This window comes from Aeromonas schubertii, assembly GCF_000820105.1.
Taxonomy (GTDB): domain Bacteria; phylum Pseudomonadota; class Gammaproteobacteria; order Enterobacterales; family Aeromonadaceae; genus Aeromonas; species Aeromonas schubertii.
Genome location: NZ_CDDB01000068.1, coordinates 133,126 through 149,935 on the forward strand (window position 1 = coordinate 133,126; position 16,810 = coordinate 149,935).

20 protein-coding genes are annotated in these 16,810 nt (G+C 62.7%); 6 read left to right on the forward strand and 14 right to left on the reverse strand.

What is annotated here, in order from left to right; translation table 11 throughout:
* Positions 1-13: 13 nt before the first annotated feature.
* The 10 genes from BN1133_RS13875 to BN1133_RS13920 all read right to left on the reverse strand — a co-directional run bounded on the left by BN1133_RS13875 (position 14) and on the right by BN1133_RS13920 (position 8,014).
* Positions 14-358 carry a hypothetical protein gene (locus tag BN1133_RS13875; RefSeq protein WP_021229288.1) on the reverse strand — a complete coding sequence of 115 codons (345 nt, stop codon included), beginning with the start codon at positions 356-358 and terminating at the stop codon, positions 14-16.
* A 239-nt stretch (positions 359-597) separates the two neighbouring features.
* Positions 598-1,479, reverse strand: a complete 882-nt coding sequence (locus tag BN1133_RS13880; RefSeq protein ID WP_050667092.1) for a hypothetical protein — start codon at positions 1,477-1,479, stop codon at positions 598-600.
* Positions 1,469-1,900, reverse strand: coding sequence for a hypothetical protein (locus BN1133_RS13885; protein ID WP_050667093.1), 432 nt, complete (start codon positions 1,898-1,900; stop codon positions 1,469-1,471). The genes BN1133_RS13880 and BN1133_RS13885 overlap by 11 nt, the downstream gene beginning before the upstream one ends.
* The gene (locus BN1133_RS13890) at positions 1,897-2,265 is read right to left on the reverse strand and encodes a hypothetical protein (RefSeq protein WP_050667094.1); all 369 of its coding nucleotides are present in this window, start codon (positions 2,263-2,265) and stop codon (positions 1,897-1,899) included. Before BN1133_RS13890 ends, BN1133_RS13885 begins: the two co-directional genes overlap by 4 nt.
* Positions 2,259-3,575 carry a FliI/YscN family ATPase gene (locus BN1133_RS13895; RefSeq protein ID WP_050667095.1) on the reverse strand — a complete coding sequence of 439 codons (1,317 nt, stop codon included), beginning with the start codon at positions 3,573-3,575 and terminating at the stop codon, positions 2,259-2,261. Before BN1133_RS13895 ends, BN1133_RS13890 begins: the two co-directional genes overlap by 7 nt.
* On the reverse strand, positions 3,562-5,607 hold the full coding sequence (locus BN1133_RS13900) for an EscV/YscV/HrcV family type III secretion system export apparatus protein (protein ID WP_050667096.1): 2,046 nt from the start codon (positions 5,605-5,607) through the stop codon (positions 3,562-3,564). Before BN1133_RS13900 ends, BN1133_RS13895 begins: the two co-directional genes overlap by 14 nt.
* 135 nt (positions 5,608-5,742) lie before the next feature.
* Entirely contained in the window at positions 5,743-6,825 is a 1,083-nt protein-coding gene (locus BN1133_RS13905) for a hypothetical protein (RefSeq protein WP_050667097.1), read from the reverse strand.
* Between the two features lie 13 nt (positions 6,826-6,838).
* Entirely contained in the window at positions 6,839-7,270 is a 432-nt protein-coding gene (locus BN1133_RS13910; RefSeq protein WP_021229281.1) for a type III secretion system chaperone, read from the reverse strand.
* 151 nt (positions 7,271-7,421) lie between these two features.
* Complete coding sequence (locus BN1133_RS13915; RefSeq protein ID WP_050667098.1) at positions 7,422-7,802, reverse strand: hypothetical protein; 381 nt, start codon at positions 7,800-7,802, stop codon at positions 7,422-7,424.
* Entirely contained in the window at positions 7,802-8,014 is a 213-nt protein-coding gene (locus BN1133_RS13920; protein WP_050667099.1) for a hypothetical protein, read from the reverse strand. Before BN1133_RS13920 ends, BN1133_RS13915 begins: the two co-directional genes overlap by 1 nt.
* 167 nt (positions 8,015-8,181) lie before the next feature.
* Between BN1133_RS13920 and sctR the strand changes: the two genes are divergently transcribed.
* Genes sctR through BN1133_RS13950 form a run of 6 tightly spaced genes read left to right on the forward strand, consistent with a single transcriptional unit; the run spans position 8,182 to position 14,292 of the window.
* Positions 8,182-8,829: a type III secretion system export apparatus subunit SctR gene (gene sctR, locus BN1133_RS13925; protein ID WP_021229279.1), complete on the forward strand. Its 648-nt coding sequence runs from the start codon at positions 8,182-8,184 to the stop codon at positions 8,827-8,829.
* Positions 8,830-8,839: 10 nt separating this feature from the next.
* Positions 8,840-9,109 (forward strand): type III secretion system export apparatus subunit SctS, encoded by a 270-nt coding sequence (gene sctS / locus BN1133_RS13930; protein WP_005356828.1) that lies wholly within the window; start codon positions 8,840-8,842, stop codon positions 9,107-9,109.
* 1 nt (position 9,110) lies between these two features.
* Complete coding sequence (gene sctT / locus BN1133_RS13935) at positions 9,111-9,890, forward strand: type III secretion system export apparatus subunit SctT (protein ID WP_050667100.1); 780 nt, start codon at positions 9,111-9,113, stop codon at positions 9,888-9,890.
* On the forward strand, positions 9,887-10,942 hold the full coding sequence (locus BN1133_RS13940; protein ID WP_050667101.1) for an EscU/YscU/HrcU family type III secretion system export apparatus switch protein: 1,056 nt from the start codon (positions 9,887-9,889) through the stop codon (positions 10,940-10,942). Before sctT ends, BN1133_RS13940 begins: the two co-directional genes overlap by 4 nt.
* Complete coding sequence (locus BN1133_RS13945) at positions 10,932-11,573, forward strand: lytic transglycosylase domain-containing protein (protein WP_031227429.1); 642 nt, start codon at positions 10,932-10,934, stop codon at positions 11,571-11,573. Before BN1133_RS13940 ends, BN1133_RS13945 begins: the two co-directional genes overlap by 11 nt.
* Positions 11,574-11,583: 10 nt before the next feature.
* Positions 11,584-14,292, forward strand: coding sequence for a two component system sensor kinase (locus tag BN1133_RS13950; RefSeq protein WP_050667102.1), 2,709 nt, complete (start codon positions 11,584-11,586; stop codon positions 14,290-14,292).
* On the opposite strand, the gene BN1133_RS13955 is transcribed toward BN1133_RS13950, so the two are convergent.
* The 4 genes from BN1133_RS13955 to BN1133_RS13970 form a co-directional block, all read right to left on the reverse strand.
* Positions 14,289-14,933 carry a two component system response regulator gene (locus tag BN1133_RS13955; protein WP_021229273.1) on the reverse strand — a complete coding sequence of 215 codons (645 nt, stop codon included), beginning with the start codon at positions 14,931-14,933 and terminating at the stop codon, positions 14,289-14,291. The two genes, BN1133_RS13950 and BN1133_RS13955, sit on opposite strands and share 4 nt — an antisense overlap.
* A gap of 83 nt (positions 14,934-15,016) precedes the next feature.
* The gene (locus tag BN1133_RS13960; RefSeq protein WP_050667103.1) at positions 15,017-15,277 is read right to left on the reverse strand and encodes a hypothetical protein; all 261 of its coding nucleotides are present in this window, start codon (positions 15,275-15,277) and stop codon (positions 15,017-15,019) included.
* A 117-nt stretch (positions 15,278-15,394) separates the two neighbouring features.
* Positions 15,395-16,267 (reverse strand): HTH-type transcriptional regulator HdfR, encoded by an 873-nt coding sequence (gene hdfR, locus BN1133_RS13965; RefSeq protein ID WP_050667104.1) that lies wholly within the window; start codon positions 16,265-16,267, stop codon positions 15,395-15,397.
* Positions 16,267-16,629, reverse strand: coding sequence for a MaoP family protein (locus tag BN1133_RS13970; protein WP_050667105.1), 363 nt, complete (start codon positions 16,627-16,629; stop codon positions 16,267-16,269). The genes hdfR and BN1133_RS13970 overlap by 1 nt, the downstream gene beginning before the upstream one ends.
* Positions 16,630-16,810 lie beyond the last annotated feature (181 nt).

Here is a 16,810-nt window from a genome sequence, read left to right on the forward strand (position 1 = left end):
CCTCGATCAGGGGTTAGATAAAACGGCGCCCAAGGGAAGGGGCCGCTTTGGCTGTGGTGCCAGCAGGCGATCCACTGCCGGGTTGCTTGAGGGAAGCCTCAAGGGAAGTGAAATGGGTCTGCAGTCGTCCCATGCACTCTCCCAGCTGCTCGCGCAGGGGACGCAGCTCCTGCTGCATGGCACGGGAGAGACGCTCGAGACGCTGCTGTGCCTCGGGGTCATGGGGAGCCTTGGTCTTGAGGTCGGCGATCTCTTGTTGCAGGGCCTGGAAGGCGGCCATCTGCTCACCGAGCTTGTGCTGGCGAAGCTGCAGATCCTGCATCAGGTGTTGCAGGGGATGGGTGGATTGCTGGCTCATGGATATGACTCCTTTTGGTTGCCGATGGAGGGGATGCTAGGCCCCTCCCGGGGGGGCGACTTTCGAGAAACTGCGCCCTCTTTGCTGTTTGGACGCGTGGGTTCCTGGTCTGTCTGATGGCCTCATTCTTGGCGCTTTGCTGTCGGGGCGGCATAGGGTGAAGACCTGAAACGGTCCTCAGGGGAGAGAAACGAGACGAGCCGCCCAGGGGGCGGCTCGTCGGTGAGAGACTGGCAAGGTTATGGCTGAGTGGTCAGACGCACGGCCCAACCGTCGTCCATGCGCAGCAGCTCCCCTTCGGCCCACAGCTCGGCGCCTCGCAACAGACGCAGTGTCGGATAGGCCTGAGGCGTGACGGCGCACTCGAGATCCGGTACCCAGCTCGCCAGGGTGGTGGCATCCAGGCTGATCTTGCCCACCTCGACCATCAGTCGGATTGTGCCGGGCGGCGGGGCACAGAGCGGTTTACCGGGCAGCGCCCGCCCCGACTGCCCGTCGATCAGTTGCAGCCGGGCCCCCCCCAGGGGATGGAGCCAGAAGCGATCCGGCGCCTCATCCATGCCGTGCAGGGGCAGAACGTCCCCCAGGCTCAGGGTGGTGAGCTCCGCCTCGGGCAACTGGCACCAACCCAGTTGCAGGCCAAGCTCGTGGATGCGCTCCGGGCTGGGGGTGAGGGCGCTGAGCCAGCGGTGGAGCAGTGCCGGCGGGACCGATTCCAGGCACAGGGGGAGTTGCCGCCCCTCGCTGTCGAGGGTAAGGCGCCAGCACAGGGCCGGCGCCTCGGCACGGCAGAGAGTGGCCGGAGCCAGGGGCGGCAGTCCCTGGGCCTGCAACCACTGGTCGAGGGGGGCCAGGGTCCAGCTGGCCAGCAGGGGGTAGAGGCTCTCCTCTATCTGCGCCAGTGAGGGGGTGGCCAATCGGGGATCCAGCCAAGCGCACCAGGCGGCCTCGCTGATCCAGAGGTGCAGCTCACTCCCGTCGCTGCAGGTGCTCAGACGCAGGCCCGGGCCGGTGGGGCGTGACAGCTCCGCCTCCAGCTCGAGTTCACCCAGGCGCGAAGTGGCGCCAATCCGGCTGAGACGAAACAGGGGGGCCTCGCTACCCCAGCGGCTAGTTGTCATGATCGACCTCCACGGTGACCGGTATCTCGAGCAGGGACGAGAGCGCCTCTTCCAGCCCCTTGCCTCGCCCGCAGAGGCGCTGCGCCACACTGGCTGACGGTGCCGTCAGGCGAATTACCAGCCGCCCCCCTTGCCAGCCTGCGTTGATCATCAGGCCTGCGAGGGGACCGCTGGCTGCCCTTAATTGCAGTGTCTCGGGCAGGGGGGGGCGCGCACGAGCCGGCTCCTGCTCCCGGGGCGCCGGTGCCGGCATAGCCTTGGCCGCCCTATGGGGGTCATGGGGGGGGGCGGCGCGCAGGGGCGGTAGCGGTATATCCCCGAGCAGGGCCTGAAAGCGCTCGACGCACTCTTCCTGCGGGCGTTGCTCTTCGTCTCTTTGCTGCTGACGACGGGTGGGCAGGCAATGGGTGGGTGTGATCATGGAGCCTCCTCCAGCAGTTGTAATTTTTCCTGTTCGCGCAGGTTTAGCCTGAGTCGGGTCTCCTGCTCTGCGCGCAGTTGGTTCAGTCGTCCCTGCTCGGCGATCAGGGCATCCTGCTCGTGGGCCAGCCGCTCGACCTCGCTCTCCAGAGTACAGAGGGCGGCGCGCAGACGGCCCAGGGTCGCCTGGTTCATACACCCGGCCTGCTGGGTCAGCTGGCGCCACTGCTGACGCAGGTCCGCCTGGCGGCTGGTCAGTTGTTGTTGGCGCAGCCGCAGGCTCTGCAGTTCTTCGCCCAGCCGCGCCAGTGTGGTGCGCAGTCCTCGCTCCCGTCGCCGTTTGATATCGAGTAACTGTCTCAGCATGGGAGCCCCACGGCGTCAGAGAGGGTAACCAGGGTCTGGGGCAGGGCCGTCGGTTCGTCGACCCGCTGACAGAGCAGTGCCGTGATGGCCGGCCGCCGGGCGATGGCATCGTCCGCCTCCTGATCCTGTCCCTCCTTGTACTCTCCCACCCTGACCAACAGCTCCACCTCTTGCCAGGCGGCGAGCAGGTGGCGCAGACGGCCGGCCGCCTCCCGATGGGGACGCGTCGTGACCTGGTTCATCACCCGGCTGATGCTGGCCAGTACGTCGATGGCCGGATAGTGGTTCGCCTCGGCCAGGCGACGGGAGAGCACTATGTGCCCGTCGAGCAGGGAGCGAACCTCTTCGGCCAGGGGATCGCCCTTCTCCTCCATCAGTACGGTATAGAAGGCGGTGATACTGCCGCGCGCAGCCGGACCGGCTCGCTCCAGCAGGCGTGGCAGGCGGGCGTAGAGACTGGGGGGATAGCCCGAGCCCACCATGGGTTCACCGGCGGCCAGTGCAATTTCGCGAATGGCCCGGGCGTAGCGGGTCAGAGAGTCCACCAGCAGCAGCACCCGGCGACCCTGGTCGCGAAAGTACTCGGCGATGGTGGTGGCGGTTGCCGCCGCCTTGAGGCGCTCCAGCGCGGGGCGATCCGAGGTGGCCAGTACCACCACGCTGCGCTCGCGCAGGGCCGGGGTCATCACCTGCTCGAGAAACTCCCGCACCTCGCGTCCCCGCTCGCCGATGAGGGCCAGCACCACCACCTCGGCATCGCTGTTGGCGGCCAGCATGCCAAGCAGGGTGCTCTTGCCGCAGCCGGCCGGGGCGAAGATGCCGAGGCGCTGACCCACCCCGACGGTCAGGGTGGCATCGATGGCGCGCACGCCCATGGGCAGAGGGGTGTCGATAAGGGTGCGGGCCAGCGGCTCGGGGGGCTCGGCCTCGAGAGGTTGCCACCCCTCGATGTCGGGGACGGGGAGCCGATCGGCGGGGCGTCCCAGGGCATCGACGACCCGTCCGAGCAGGGCTGGGCCGACGCCGATCCGGGCTCGCTCTCCGGTGGGGGAGACCAGCATGCCGCAGGCCAGCCCCAGGGGCTCCCGATAGGGGGAGAGCAGGGCCTGCTCCCCCTCCAGGGCCACCACCTCGGCAGGGCTGCCGTCTGGCAGGGTGCAGAGTTCCCCCAGGCCGACGCCGGGCAGATGGGCCCGCAGCAGGGTGGTGCCCACCGTGAGGATGCGCCCCTCCAGGCGCTCCTGGGGCGCAGAGGTGAGGATGGGGTGGGGCAGAGCTCCCAGGATCTGGTGATAATCAGGCAGCCGCATGGGTCTCTCCTATCAGCTCTATGTGTCCCAGTACCTTGAGTTCGGCTTCGTCATCGATCTCCTGAAACGAGAGGACCGGGGTAGTGAAGAGATCCTTTTCGATGAGCTTGCGGATAAAACGGCGCACGTCGATGGCGGTCACCAGGGCGGTGCCAGGACCGCCCGTGCGAGCGAGTGCGGAGCGGATCTCGCCGAGGATGGCCTGATTTTCCTCCGGGCTCAGGGCCGAGTAGGAGCCGGCCGATGTCTGGCGAATCGACTCGCGCATCAGTTGCTCGATATGGCCGCCGACCAGCCAGGCCCGCACCCAGGGCTGGCCCCGGCGCTGGCGACCGACAATATGGCGGCGCAGGGCCAGGCGGGCATATTCCGCCAGCATGACCGGGTCTTTCTCCCGTGGGGCCCACTCCACCAGGGCCTCGAAGATGGCCCGCAGATCGCGCACCGAGACCCCCTCCGCCACCAGGCGTTGCAGCACGTCGGCAACCCGGGCCACCGGCAGCTGGCGCTGCAGCTCCTTGACCAGCTCCCCGTAGCGCTGCTCCATCTGATCCATCAGGTAGCGCGCCTCTTGCACCCCGATAAGCTCGGCCCCGTAGCGGTCGAGGGCGACCGACACCAGGTGGACGATCCGCGCCTGCCCCTGATGGCACTGCAGCCCCATGCCGGAGATGGTGGCGACCTGCTCCGGACTGACCCACTGCAGGGTGAGTCCACCGAAGGGGAGGGGATCGCGCTGGCTCACCTGTTTTATCTCCGGACTGGCGAGATCGAGCAGTGGCAGGGGCGGCAGGGCCAGGGAGAGGATGGGCTCCTGATAGAGCAGCAGCGAGAAGTGACCGGGTGCCAGAGAGGGATCCCCTTGCAGCTGGATATCGGGCAGCGGCAGTCCCAGTTGCTCGAGCTTGTCCAGGCGCAGGGCCGAGAGTGCCTGGCGCAGCTGACCATCGCGCGCCTCATCGGGGGACAGGCGCAGCAGCAAGGGGGTGGCACCTATGGTCAGGGGGGCTCTGTCGGCACTCGCCTCATCCCCGTGCAACTGGGCTGCTGCGGCGCTGTTGCCCCCCTCGCGGCTGAGCCAGTAGGTGATGCCGGCAACCAGGGCGGCCAGGGAGAGAAAGACCAGGGTGGGGAAACCGGGCAGGCAGGCAAAAAGCACCAGCACGGCCGAGACGATCCAGAGTGCCTGGCGCTGGCGCAGGATCTGCTCGGAGAGCTCGCTGGCCAGGTTGCGTCTCTGCTCCCCGGGCACCCGGGTGACGATGATGCCGGCTGCGATGGAGATGAGCAGGGCCGGGATCTGGGCGATCAGCCCATCCCCCACCGAGAGGATGGCATAGGTCGAGGCGGCCTCGCCGGCGCTCATGTCGTGCATGAAGACGCCGACCCCGATCCCGCCGAAGATATTGACCAGGATGACGATGATAGAGGCGATGGCATCCCCCTTGACGAACTTCATCGCCCCGTCCATGGCCCCGTAGAGTTGGCTCTCCTTCTGGACCATGGCCCGCTGACGGCGAGCCTCGTTGGCATCGATGATGCCGGCCCGCATGTCGCCGTCGATACTCATCTGCTTGCCGGGCATGCCATCGAGGGAGAAGCGGGCGCTGACTTCGGCCACCCGCTCTGACCCCTTGGTGATGACGATAAACTGCACGACCGTGATGATGGCAAAGACGATGAGGCCCACCGCCAGGTTTCCCCCCACGGCGAAGTTGCCGAAGGTGTAGACGATCTCCCCGGCATCGTGTTGCAGCAAGATGAGACGACTGGTGCTGATGGTGAGGGCCAGCCGGTAGAGGGTGGTGATGAGTAACACGGCAGGAAAGGCAGAGAACTCCATCGGCTCGCGGATATAGACCGCCATCATCAGCAGGGTGATCGAGAGAGTGAGGTTGATGGCGATCAGCACATCCACCAGCAGGGTGGGCAGGGGCACTATCATCATGAAGATGGCCAGCAGCAGCATGGCGGCCAGGATCACATCCTGCCGTGCGGCGATCCCCTGTAACCAGCGATTGAGCGTTTTCATCGGTGTGCTCCACAACGTGATCTTGTCAGGGGTTATCTTGCGTGCGGAGGTGGGGAGTCGGTATAGGGTCAAGACCTGAATCGGTGAATGCAATAGGGGTGAGGTGGCCTGAGCCACCTCACCATCCTCTCGACATTATTTCGTCACTTTGAAACGGGTGACATCTAATTCAGGATGCCGCTCAACATGTCGCATCTCTGAATAGGTGATTGGCTCATTGTAATCAGGGGCTCTCGTCATGCCTGATTTCCATGGTTTGGTGTGCAGATCCCTGCGCTCCACCTCCCTCCCGTCAAAATCTTGCCAGGCGAATGCCACCTTGGCTCCCGTGGATTGGAAAAACTCCAGCCCGAGCTTACTGGTTTGCCTAAAAAAAGCAGTGTTAAGCATTTTTTCTACAGTATAGGCATCCCCCAGGTTAGCCAGTGCAGCACGCCGATCATCGGGGGACGGCATGGCCGAAATATCCTTGAGTTCCTTGGCAAGGGTAGTGATTTCTTGTGGGCTCATTGGCTCCAATAAATAAGGTGGGACATTTTTAGTGAGAAACGATTTTATCTCATCTTCACTTTTGTTTTTCAGTTTTCCTAATATATCGATTCTGTCGTGATTCTGATGTAAAAAGTCAGCCCATTGAGTCACTCTCTCCCGTTGCCACTCAACCTTTTTATCCTGTGTATGCTGACTCGGGTATCCGCTGGCAAACTCCCCCAGCTCCTTGTGCTTGATGTGATTGGAGAGGAGCCCTTTAGCCGCATTTTCCTGGGTTGAGAAATAGCTGTCTATGGTGAGAGGCCACGCGATGCCCAGTGCGCTGTTGTATTCATCGATGGTCTCAAGTTTTATATCCTTGCTAACACCGAGATGAGAGAGTGCGTCACTCATATCGCCACGAATATTGGTTCCGCCGTACAGAGCACAGCGGATGGGCTCTCCTCCATCTTTATTCGAGAGGGCTATGTCACGCGGTAACATCTGGGTAATTCTGGTGGTGCGATGAGAGAACAGACTCTTATCTTCCCATGCTGTCGTACAAAACTCTTTGATGCGATCGAGATAACCAAGATTGGCGTCACGACGAACAGAGGGTTGCGAGTCGTGATAATCAACCCTGTAGGTTAAACCATTGATGTCCAAACGGCCTATTTTTTCAAAACCGGGAAAACTGGCGGCGTGTCCAACCTCTTGGAGGGAGTTCACTTTGATAGAAAGCTCCATATTCTCTCTCCTATCAGACCAGGTTGCCATGAGGCATGGCTGTAGTAGGGGCATTTTTCGAACTGTTCAGACGTGCTTGCCAGTGCTTCATCAGCTCCAGAAATTGTGAGAAGTGATCACAGAAATCGTGCAGGCTTGTTTGAGTGAGCGCCAGGCTCCAATAAAGAATCAGGCTATTGGTTTTTGGCTCGATACCGAGACCAGGACCATGGCGTAACGGATTGAGCGCTTCAACAAGCAATTCATGCATCAGGCTGCTATCCAGCGCTTCGTCCACCCCCGTGGATATGGTTCCAATCAAGGTGATGACCTCGTCACTGTCATAACGAAGAGCGATCTCTTCCTTTTCATCTATGGTCAATTGGCAGAGGCCAGCTGAATCGAAGCGTGCGTCGGGGATACCTATGTGTTTGGCAAAATGAGCGAGCATATGTTGAGTTTGCATTCTATTTCCTCTCAGATTATGTCCACTGCCGATGATGGACTTCCAGTTGCGATCCCGGCTTTGGTAATTGGTTACTCTCTTTAGAAAAGCACTCTGATGTTGGAGGCATGGGATGTGTGCTTTGGTGTGTCGTTCGGTTTCCGTTGAGTGATTACCGCGTTGTTGTTGGATCTGTGATGGACGCCCGATCGAGCAGCAGACGTTGGCGGCGCACCAGTTCGGCCCACTGCTCGGCGCCGCTGTCGGGGGGGGCCAAGGCCGAGAGCCAGAGGGAGGCGCCGCTAAGCCAGGCCCGCAGCGGGATGCCGGCTCCCGCATCCGGTTGCAGTAAAGAAAGAAGACGCAGCAGGGTCTCTTGCCTATCCTGCCGGGCGAGGGGGCGGCACAGGCTGACTCTGGCCCGGCCCTGGCTCTGCTCCAGATAGAGGGTCTCGCCGGCCCGCGGCAGAGCGAGGCGCAGGGCCGCGGCCTGCCCCTTGGCCCCCATCAGCCTTAGCCAGAGCTCGGTCTGACGTTGCCATTGCAGATCCATCAGGACACCTCCCCCGGTACACACTTTGGAGCGTGTCGACAGCGGGTCACGTCGCTCTCATAGGCTGGGGTCAGGCGGGCTTGCAACTCGCGCAATTGCGCCAGCATCGGCTCTCCCCGGCGTGCCCGTCTGGCCAGTTGCTCGAACTCCTGATGCAGGGTGAGGGGGGAAGAAGGGGGGGGGACTCTGCCCTGGGCATCTTGATGGTTCATAGGGACTCCGCAGATCGGCGATTGAGTCACAGTATGAGGAGGAGTCTGTCTTGCGGGGATAGGGTGAAGACCTGAAGTGAGTGGACGCTTTGGTTCAGGTCTTCACCCTATGGGGGAGAGGGGATGCGGGGATCACAATGGGGTCATACCCTGGCGGAGAACCCATCATGTCCCTGACAGAACAACCTGCCGAGCTGATTGCCCTGCTGGCCACCCTCTCCCTGCTGCCCCTGCTGGTGGTGATGGGAACCTCGTTTCTCAAACTCTCTGTGGTGTTTGCTTTGCTGCGCAATGCCCTCGGGATCCAGCAGATCCCCCCCAATATCGCCCTCTACGGTCTGGCGCTGATCCTGACCCTGTTTATCATGACGCCGGTGGGGACGGCGGTGCAGGAGCGGGTGGCGGCCTCGCCGGCCGAGCCCGGGGCCGGGTTGCTGACGCGCCTCTCCGACAACACCCTGGACCCTTATCGCCACTTTCTGCGCCAGCATACGGCCCCGGCCCAGTTGCGTTTCTTTCGCGATGCGGCTCGCAAGAGCTGGCCTGACAGCATACGGGAGAAGGTCAGTGATGACTCACTGCTGCTTCTGATGCCGGCCTTCGCCGTGAGCCAGCTTATCGAGGCATTCAAGATTGGCTTGCTGCTCTTTCTCCCCTTCATCGCCATCGATCTCATCGTCTCCAACGTGCTGCTCGCCATGGGGATGATGATGGTCTCACCCATGACCATCTCCATGCCCTTCAAGCTGCTGGTGTTCGTGCTGGTGGGAGGGTGGGACCGACTGCTCGGCCAACTGCTGCTCTCATACCACTGAGGAGGTCATCATGGGTGAGGCGCAAATCGTTCAACTGGCCGGCGAGCTGCTCTGGCTGGTGCTGGTGTTGTCACTGCCTGTGGTGCTGGTGGCCTCCCTGGTCGGCATCCTGGTTGGCCTGGTGCAGGCACTGACCCAGATCCAGGATCAGACCGTCGCCTTCGTCATCAAGCTGGTGTGTGCCTGCATCACCCTGGCCCTGACCCATCACTGGATGGGGGAGGCACTGCTTGGGTATGCGGCAAGAACCCTGGATCTGATTGGCCAGATGGGGAGCTAGCATGGAAGAGCTCAATCACTGGTGGCCGCTGCTCGGGGTGGCCATGATGCGCCCGCTCGGGGCCATGCTGATTCTCCCCCTGTTTGGCCCTGCCATGCTGGGGGGAACCTTGATCCGCAACGCCCTGGCCCTGATGGCGACCCTGCCGGTGCTGCCCCTGCTCTCGACCCTGGTGCTGCCCAATCCGCTGCAGGCTCCTGTGCACTATGCCCTGGTGCTGGCGGCAGAGCTCGGCATCGGCGTGATGCTGGGGTTCTCTGCGGCCATCCCGCTCTGGGCACTGGATATGGCCGGTTTTGTCATCGACACCATGCGCGGGGCCTCCATGGCCGGTGTCTTCAACCCTCTGCTGGGGGGTCAGTCCTCCCCCATGGGTTCTCTGTTCTCCCAGTTGGCGGGAGTGCTCTTCATGGTGTTGGGCGGCTTTCATGCCCTGCTCAGCGCCCTGTTTGCGTCTTATACGTGCCTGCAACCGGGTCAGGGATGGCACTGGAGCAGCGGTTTCTTGCCCCTGCTCGAGCAGTTGTGGCACCAGCTCTACACCCTGGCTCTGGGCTTTGCCATGCCGGCCATGGTGATGATGGTGCTCATCGATCTGGCCCTGGGTCTTATCAACCGCTCGGTTCAGCAGCTCAACGTCTTCACCCTCTCCATGCCTATCAAGAGTGCCATGGTATTGCTGATGCTGATCATGGCGCTCCCTTTCGCCCTCTCGGGGGTGCTGGATCACTTCATACAGTTTGACGGTGGCCTGATCTTGCAACTGGGAGCACGGCCATGAGTGAAAAGACCGAACAGCCCACCGCCAAGCGGATCCGCGATGCCCGTGAGGAGGGGCAGGTCGCCAAGAGCCAGGAGATCAACGCCCTGGTCCAGCTCGCGGTCATCCTGCTCTGGATGGTGGCCGAGGGGCCCATGCTCTATCAGGCGTTCGGGGATCTCATCGTCTCGACGGTGGGGGTGGTCAATCTCTCTCTCTCCTCGGCCATGAGCGTGCTGGTGGGCAAGTTGGCCACGCTGGTGGTGCGCTTCGTCTTTGGACTGGCCGACCTGCTGGCGGTGTTGTTGATCCTGACCGGTCTGGTGCAGAGTGGTTTTCTGTTTGCTCCCAAGGCGATTCAGCCCTCCGGGCAGCGCATCAATCCCCTGTCCAATGCCAAGCAGATGGTGTCTGTGGTCAAGCTCTTTGAACTTGGCAAGATGCTGCTCAAGATGGGGATCCTGGCGCTGACCTTCAGCTACCTTATCGAGCGTTACGCCGCCTCCTTTACCCATCTCTCCCAGGCCAGCGTGGTGGCCGGCATCCTGGTCTGCAGCAAGATGGCCCAGTGGATGTGGGCCATCTTGCTGATCCTGACCGCCCTCTTTGCCGTCGCCGATTACGCCATGCAGCATCATCAGTTGCGCAAGCAGCTGATGATGTCGAAAGAGGATATCAAGCAGGAGTTCAAAAATGCCGAGGGGAGCCCAGAGATCAAGCAGCGGCGTCGTGAGCTCCATCGCGAGGTGCAAAGCGGCAGCCTGGCCGAGAAGGTGGCCGATGCCTCAGTGGTGGTGCGCAACCCGACCCATATCGCCGTCTGCCTGCGCTATTGCGAAGGGGAGACACCCCTCCCCAGAGTCCTCGAATATGGTCGTGACGAGCGTGCCCTGCACATAGTGGCGCTGGCCGAGGCGCGTGGCATTCCCGTGGTGGAAAACATTCCGCTCGCCAGGGCGCTGGTGGCCGCCACCCAACCGGGCGACTTCATTCCCGAGGAGCTCTTTGTGGCGGTGGCCCAGGTGCTGCGGCTGTTGCGGGAAGAGAGTGAGGAGGAAGGCGATGAGGAGTAGGGTGTGCTGGTTGCTGCTCTGCCTGCTGGCGGGCTCTCTTTGCGCCGAGCCCCTGCGCTGGGTCCGGGTTCCTGCCGATGGTCGCATCCCCGAGGTCACGAAGGCGACGCCCGGGGCCTCGGTGCCGGCCGGGGATCCGGCCCGGTACAAGGCGCTGATCGCCGAAGTGGCCGGCCAGCACCGGCTCGATCCCCTGCTGGTGCAGGCGGTGGTCGCCGTGGAGTCGGCCTACCGCCACGATGCGGTGTCGGAGAAGGGGGCCATCGGACTGATGCAACTGATGCCGGCCACGGCCGCTCGTTATGGCAAGCATGCCCTGACGGTGCCAAGAGAGAATCTGGAGGCCGGTGTCACCTATCTGGGGGAGCTGCTGCAGCGATTCGGTCGACTCGATCTTGCCCTGGCCGGTTACAATGCCGGTGAAGGGGCCGTCGATCGTTACGGGGGGCGCATTCCTCCCTATCCGGAGACCCAACGTTATGTTCAGAAGGTGCTCGATAACTACCGGAGCCTGAAACAGGGCTCTTCCGACGAGATACCGTCTGCCTCGACCCCTGCCCCTGGTCTCGGCGATATGGGACAATTATGGCGCCTCCTGACCGGAGGCTCGTCGAATGCAGCCAACCGATGAAGGAGCTACCATGATCCGCCTGCCCTGGCGCACGTCACTCTCACTGCGCCTCGCCCTGACTCTCAGCGGTGTCATCGCCCTGTTTTGGCTACTCAGTACCAGCGTCGCCCTGTTGCTGGACTTCGAGCAGACCAAGGGAGCCTTGCAGCGGCAGCTCATCTCCCGGGTCGAGGAGAGTGTCTATGAGCTGAGCGTGGAGCTGCTGGATGTGGAGCGTGATGTGGCGACTCTGCTGCGAAGTTGGCAGGGATTGGGCGACCAGGGACCCAGGCCCGAGCACTATCTGGCTGCGCATTATATTGCCGATGGGGAGGGGGTGGTCGATGAGCGGGACCGAGTCCAGCGAGCCCTGGCCTTCGTCGAGGCTTATGGCAGCGGGGGGCTGGGGGATTTTGTCGATACGTTCGTGCTGCTCGACGGCGGTGTGGTGCTCTCCAGTGCCAGCGGCCGGCCAACCGATACTCCTCGCCATCTGGCCCAGTTGAGGGCGCTGCGTCAACAGGCTCACAAGGGCACCATCTGGAGTGCCCCCTATCACAGCCGGGATGGGGATTGGCATGTGATTGCCGCCCGGCGTGATCCGGCGAGCGGAGCCCTGATCGGGGTCACCGTTCATCTTCCCCCCTCCTTTGGCACCGAGGAGCGGCGCTCGGATGAGGAGATCGTCTGGCTGGGGAGCGACGGCGCGGCTATCACCGCCTATACCACCCACAATCTGGTGTCGCCTCAGGGGTGCCTCGGCCAGGATGGGGTCGACAGGGATGGCCGCTTCGCCATCTGTCGCGAGGTGATACCTGTGGGTTGGCAGATGCAGCTCTTTACCCCCAGCAGTCAGATCAGGGAGGCGGCCTTTGCCGCCCTGCATCGCCATCTGCCGGTCGCCCTGCTGCTGTTGGTTACCCTGGTGGGGCTGCTCTATCTGGTGCTGCAGCGAACCCTGGGACGCAGTCTGGATGGCGTGATGCGAAAGCTCAACCCCCATGTCCCTGTCTCCCTGCTCCCCCCCCTGGAGGTCGAGGGAGAAGATGAGTTGGGGCGCATCGCCCAGACCTACAACCGCTTGCTGGAGGCGGTCAAGGCACAGTATGCGGTGCTCGAGGCCAGGGTGGCGGAGCGCACGGCCGAACTGGAGTTGGCACGGCGTCAGGCCGAGCAGGCCAGTGCCAACAAGAGTGAGCATCTCAACAGCATCAGCCACGAGATCCGAACGCCCCTCAACGGCATCATCGGTGCTCTGACCCTGCTCAGCCAGGGTGAGACCAGCGGCGAGCAGCGGGATCTGCTCGATACCGGTCTCAAGTGCTCCAGGCACTTGCTGGAGATCATCAATAACCTGCTCGACTTCTCGCGCATCGAATCCGGCCAGATGGTGGTGATGGCCGAGCCGCTCGATCCGTTGCCGCTTATCGATCAAGCCATGTTGACGGTCCAGCTGCCGGCCATGGAGAAGGGGCTGAGTCTGCACTGTCTGCTGGAGGCGAGTTTCCCCCGCCGGCTCAATACGGATGGGCTGCGCCTGCGCCAGATCCTGATTAACCTGTTGGGCAACGGGGTCAAGTTCACCAGCGGGGGAGAGGTGCGCCTGCGCGGCTGGAGCGAGGGGGGCAAGGTCTGTTTTCGTGTCACCGACAGTGGCCCCGGGATCCCGACGGCACGCAGTGATGATGTCTTTACCCCCTTCCACCAGGTCGATAGCCACAAGGCGGGGAGTGGGCTGGGACTGCCCATCGCCCGCAGTCTGGCTCGTCTGCTCGGCGGGGATCTCTTTCTCGAGCCGGTACCCCGTGGAGCCAGTTTCCGCCTCGAGTTACCCTTGGGGGAGGGGGCGCTGGCCGAGCGGGAAACCCGGGGCCCCATCATAGCCCCGGCCATCCTGCATGCTCAGCTGCTCGCCTGGGGCTATGAGCCCGAGACGGGAGAGAATCCCGAGCTGGAGGGGAGGGAGCTGTGCTACCTGCCGGAGCGGTTGCACCACTGTCTGGAGGGGCGACCCCTCGACAATCTGCTCGAAGAGCAGATGCCCACCTCCCCCTGGTCACTGCAGATCCTGCTGGTCGACGACGTGGAAACCAACCGGGACATAGTGGGGCGCATGCTGCGTCAACAAGGTCACCAGGTCTATCTGGCAGCCAGCGGTGCCGATGCCCTGCTGCTGGGGCGTGAACATGTATTCGATCTGGTGCTGATGGATATGCGTATGCCAGGCCTTTCCGGTGAGGAGACATTGCACCTGTGGCGGGATGAGGGGAGCGGCATGCTGGATCCCGATTGTCCCGTCATGGCCCTGACGGCCAATGCCCAGCCGGGGGAGCGTCAGCGACTTCAGCAGGTGGGCTTTAACGAATATCTGACCAAACCCGTTACCCCCCTGATGCTGTCACAGGCGTTGGAGTTTGCCGCCGATCTGCAGTTGGAGCGAGGGGTCGAGCTCGCCTTTAACCAGGGGGGGGCGGTACTGGGCGAGGATCCGCAGCTGCGCGAGCGTCTGGCGGCGGATCTCGAGACTCACTTAGTCTCGCTGGAGGAGGCCCTGGCGAGGGGAGAGGAGCAGACGGTACGCCATCTGCTTCATACCCTCAAGGGATTGGCCGGACAGGGGGGGCTGAGCCTGGTGCACGAGGCGTGCCGCCACTGGGAGGAGTGCCTCGAGGAGGGGAGTGAGGTTCCCCCCCTTGCCTTGAACGATCTGCGCCGTCTGGTGCGGGGGGAGCTGGGTTAGAACTCCAGCAACCCCAGCCGCCGGGCCCAGTTACTCAGCTCGGCGGCGTTGTGGGCATCGAGCTTGCGCATCAGATTGAGGCGGTGGGTCTCTACGGTTTTGAGGCTGATGGAGAGCAGCTCGGCAATGTCGCGGTTGCGCTTTCCTTCTGCCACCAGCTTGAGGATCTGCCGTTCACGCAGGGTGAGAGGCGTCTCGGCGCCACCGCTCTGGGCGCTCTCCAGCGTCTCCAGCTTGAGGGCCGGATCGACGAAGCGCTTGCCGATGGCGGCGTGCTGCAGGGCGGCGAGCAGGGTCTGTTGCGGGCTCTGTTTCAACACATAGGCAAGCGCCCCTGCGGCGAGCGCCTCCCGTCCCCGACGCTCTTCGCTGGAGGCGGTGACCACCACGATCCGCAGCGATTCCCAGCGACGTCTGAGCTGGTGGATCACATCGATCCCGTCCATGCCGGGCAGGCCAAGATCCAGCAGAACCATGTCCGGTGTCAGCCTTTGGCAGGCCTCGTAGACGGCCAGCCCGTCGCTGACGGCGCCCACCACGTCGTAACGGGGCTGATTGGCCAACAGGTTGCGAATGCCATCGATTAACAGAGCATGGTCTTCGACGATCAGGACTCTCAGGGGAGAGGTGGAAAGGCTCATGCTGACTCCCAATAATTCAACGGCTTCTAATTATATTCATCCGGCCACTACGAGGCTATGCGCTCCCCCTCATATGGACTCTCTCACCGGGCGGCGCAGTGTGCCACTTGGCCATCACCCAGATTGATGTGGAGTTCATCACCCCCGGCGAGGGCCAAACGGTAACCGATCACGGCGGTGTGGCTCATGCCGTTGCAGTCGAACTCCTGGGTGATCCGGGTGAAGGTGAGCACCCGGCTCTGCTGAGTGCCGCTGTCGAAGTTGAGGGGCGCATCCAGCAGGGCAGGGCGCTGATCCAGAAGTTGGGCCAGCAGTGCGGCCGAGCCAGTGGTAAAGGTGATCATCACGCTCTCCTTGGGGCGGGGAGAGGCTCCCCGTAAAAAAGGGGCGTAGCATACGGGCTTGCGGTGGGAGGGGCTGTCGTGAAACGGCGCAAAATTTTCAATTCTGGCCGTTTTCAATCAGGTCGGATGAGGGAGCAACGCATCTTCTTCCCAGCCCAGAGGCAGGGCGAGCAGGGCGTCGATGAGCTCGCGTCGTTCCGATTTTTCCAGATAGGCGAGATAGAGGGGACGGCTCAGGGGTTGACCATCCCTGACCGGGTGCAGTTGGCCACGGCCGATGTAGCCGCTCACCATGCGTCTTGGCAGGTAGGCCGCGCCCCCGTTGGCGAGGAGAAAATGGAGCGCCATGCTCGCCGAGCTGGAGTGGAGCACCGGGGTCTTCTGCAATCCCTGCAGCCGGGTGGGCTGCGGCTCGAAGCTGCTGCCCCAGTCGAGGTGAATGTGGGGCATCTGGGCCAGCCGGTCGTCACCCACGTCGGGGTCCCGACTCACCAGCTCGAACACCAGCTCACCGATGGGATGCAGGGCGATCTCGTCGATCTTGGTGGGCTCGGAGAGCAGGGCGATATCGAGGGAGCGTTCGAGCAGCTGGCGACAGAGGTGCTCGCGTGAGGCGGTCTCGATTCGCACGGCCAGACCGGGTGCCATGCCATAGATATGGTGTAACCAGTCGTTGAAATCGAGCTCCCAGAAGACAGGCGGAGCACCGATAGCCAACTGCTGGCTAAAGCCCGGGGAGAGAGCAACATCCTGCTTGGCGCGTCCGAGCGTATGCAAGATGGCGTCGGCATAGGGGAGCAGGCGTTCGCCCGAGGCGGTGAGACGGATGTTGTTACGATGGCGGGCAAACAGGCTGACGCCCAGTTGCTGCTCCAGTTGGCGGATGCGAAAGCTGACCGCCGACTGGGTGAGATAGAGATTCTCGGCAGCCCGGCCGAAATGCCGGGTCTTGCTCACCTCGATAAAGGTCCGAAGCAGTTCGGTGTCCATTAATCGAGGGACTCGTCGCCGCCGCCACCGCCGCCGCCGCCACTGCTCTCGAAGCTACTGCTCTCCTCGCTGCCACCGGCCACGGTGCAGAGGCGATGAACACGCTTGGGACCGATGACCTTCAGGTACTTGAACCAGACCTTGGCATGGGGGTTACCGCCGGCTTCTCCGCTCTTGACCTGGTTGATGAAGGCCGCTTCGACCTCATCGCGGGGCTCGTGAGTGCCCTGGTAGAGGGCCAGCATGGCGGTGCCATACTTCTCCAGCGCATCGGCCTCGGCGACGGTGAACTCACCGCTGCGGCGCAGGCCACGGGGAAAATGTTTGAAGTCGTTGAAACGCTTATCAGATTCGAAGCTCATAAGTGATCTATTTCTGGTTATGGTTACCTTCGCGGGCAAGTATCATCAGGCTTGGAGAGAGTGCAAAATCAATTTACTCGCCATCTTAATGAAAAATTTTTATCAAAGCGAACCCGGCAGGCCCGCGCCGAAAGAATCGACAAAAAAAGGGCCATAAATGGCCCTTATTGCTGATTTTTCA

Coding starts and splice junctions, on each gene's coding strand:
- BN1133_RS13945 (WP_031227429.1), top strand. CDS start 10,932: ATGAGGAGTAGGGTGTGCTGGTTGCTGCTCTGCCTGCTGGCGGGCTCT.
- BN1133_RS13875 (WP_021229288.1), bottom strand. CDS start 358: ATGAGCCAGCAATCCACCCATCCCCTGCAACACCTGATGCAGGATCTG.
- BN1133_RS13890 (WP_050667094.1), bottom strand. CDS start 2,265: ATGCTGAGACAGTTACTCGATATCAAACGGCGACGGGAGCGAGGACTG.
- BN1133_RS13895 (WP_050667095.1), bottom strand. CDS start 3,575: ATGCGGCTGCCTGATTATCACCAGATCCTGGGAGCTCTGCCCCACCCC.
- sctS (WP_005356828.1), top strand. CDS start 8,840: ATGGGTGAGGCGCAAATCGTTCAACTGGCCGGCGAGCTGCTCTGGCTG.
- sctT (WP_050667100.1), top strand. CDS start 9,111: ATGGAAGAGCTCAATCACTGGTGGCCGCTGCTCGGGGTGGCCATGATG.
- BN1133_RS13905 (WP_050667097.1), bottom strand. CDS start 6,825: ATGGAGCTTTCTATCAAAGTGAACTCCCTCCAAGAGGTTGGACACGCC.
- BN1133_RS13940 (WP_050667101.1), top strand. CDS start 9,887: ATGAGTGAAAAGACCGAACAGCCCACCGCCAAGCGGATCCGCGATGCC.
- BN1133_RS13910 (WP_021229281.1), bottom strand. CDS start 7,270: ATGCAAACTCAACATATGCTCGCTCATTTTGCCAAACACATAGGTATC.
- BN1133_RS13960 (WP_050667103.1), bottom strand. CDS start 15,277: ATGATCACCTTTACCACTGGCTCGGCCGCACTGCTGGCCCAACTTCTG.
- BN1133_RS13970 (WP_050667105.1), bottom strand. CDS start 16,629: ATGAGCTTCGAATCTGATAAGCGTTTCAACGACTTCAAACATTTTCCC.
- sctR (WP_021229279.1), top strand. CDS start 8,182: ATGTCCCTGACAGAACAACCTGCCGAGCTGATTGCCCTGCTGGCCACC.
- BN1133_RS13955 (WP_021229273.1), bottom strand. CDS start 14,933: ATGAGCCTTTCCACCTCTCCCCTGAGAGTCCTGATCGTCGAAGACCAT.
- BN1133_RS13900 (WP_050667096.1), bottom strand. CDS start 5,607: ATGAAAACGCTCAATCGCTGGTTACAGGGGATCGCCGCACGGCAGGAT.
- hdfR (WP_050667104.1), bottom strand. CDS start 16,267: ATGGACACCGAACTGCTTCGGACCTTTATCGAGGTGAGCAAGACCCGG.
- BN1133_RS13920 (WP_050667099.1), bottom strand. CDS start 8,014: ATGAACCATCAAGATGCCCAGGGCAGAGTCCCCCCCCCTTCTTCCCCC.
- BN1133_RS13915 (WP_050667098.1), bottom strand. CDS start 7,802: ATGGATCTGCAATGGCAACGTCAGACCGAGCTCTGGCTAAGGCTGATG.
- BN1133_RS13880 (WP_050667092.1), bottom strand. CDS start 1,479: ATGACAACTAGCCGCTGGGGTAGCGAGGCCCCCCTGTTTCGTCTCAGC.
- BN1133_RS13950 (WP_050667102.1), top strand. CDS start 11,584: ATGATCCGCCTGCCCTGGCGCACGTCACTCTCACTGCGCCTCGCCCTG.
- BN1133_RS13885 (WP_050667093.1), bottom strand. CDS start 1,900: ATGATCACACCCACCCATTGCCTGCCCACCCGTCGTCAGCAGCAAAGA.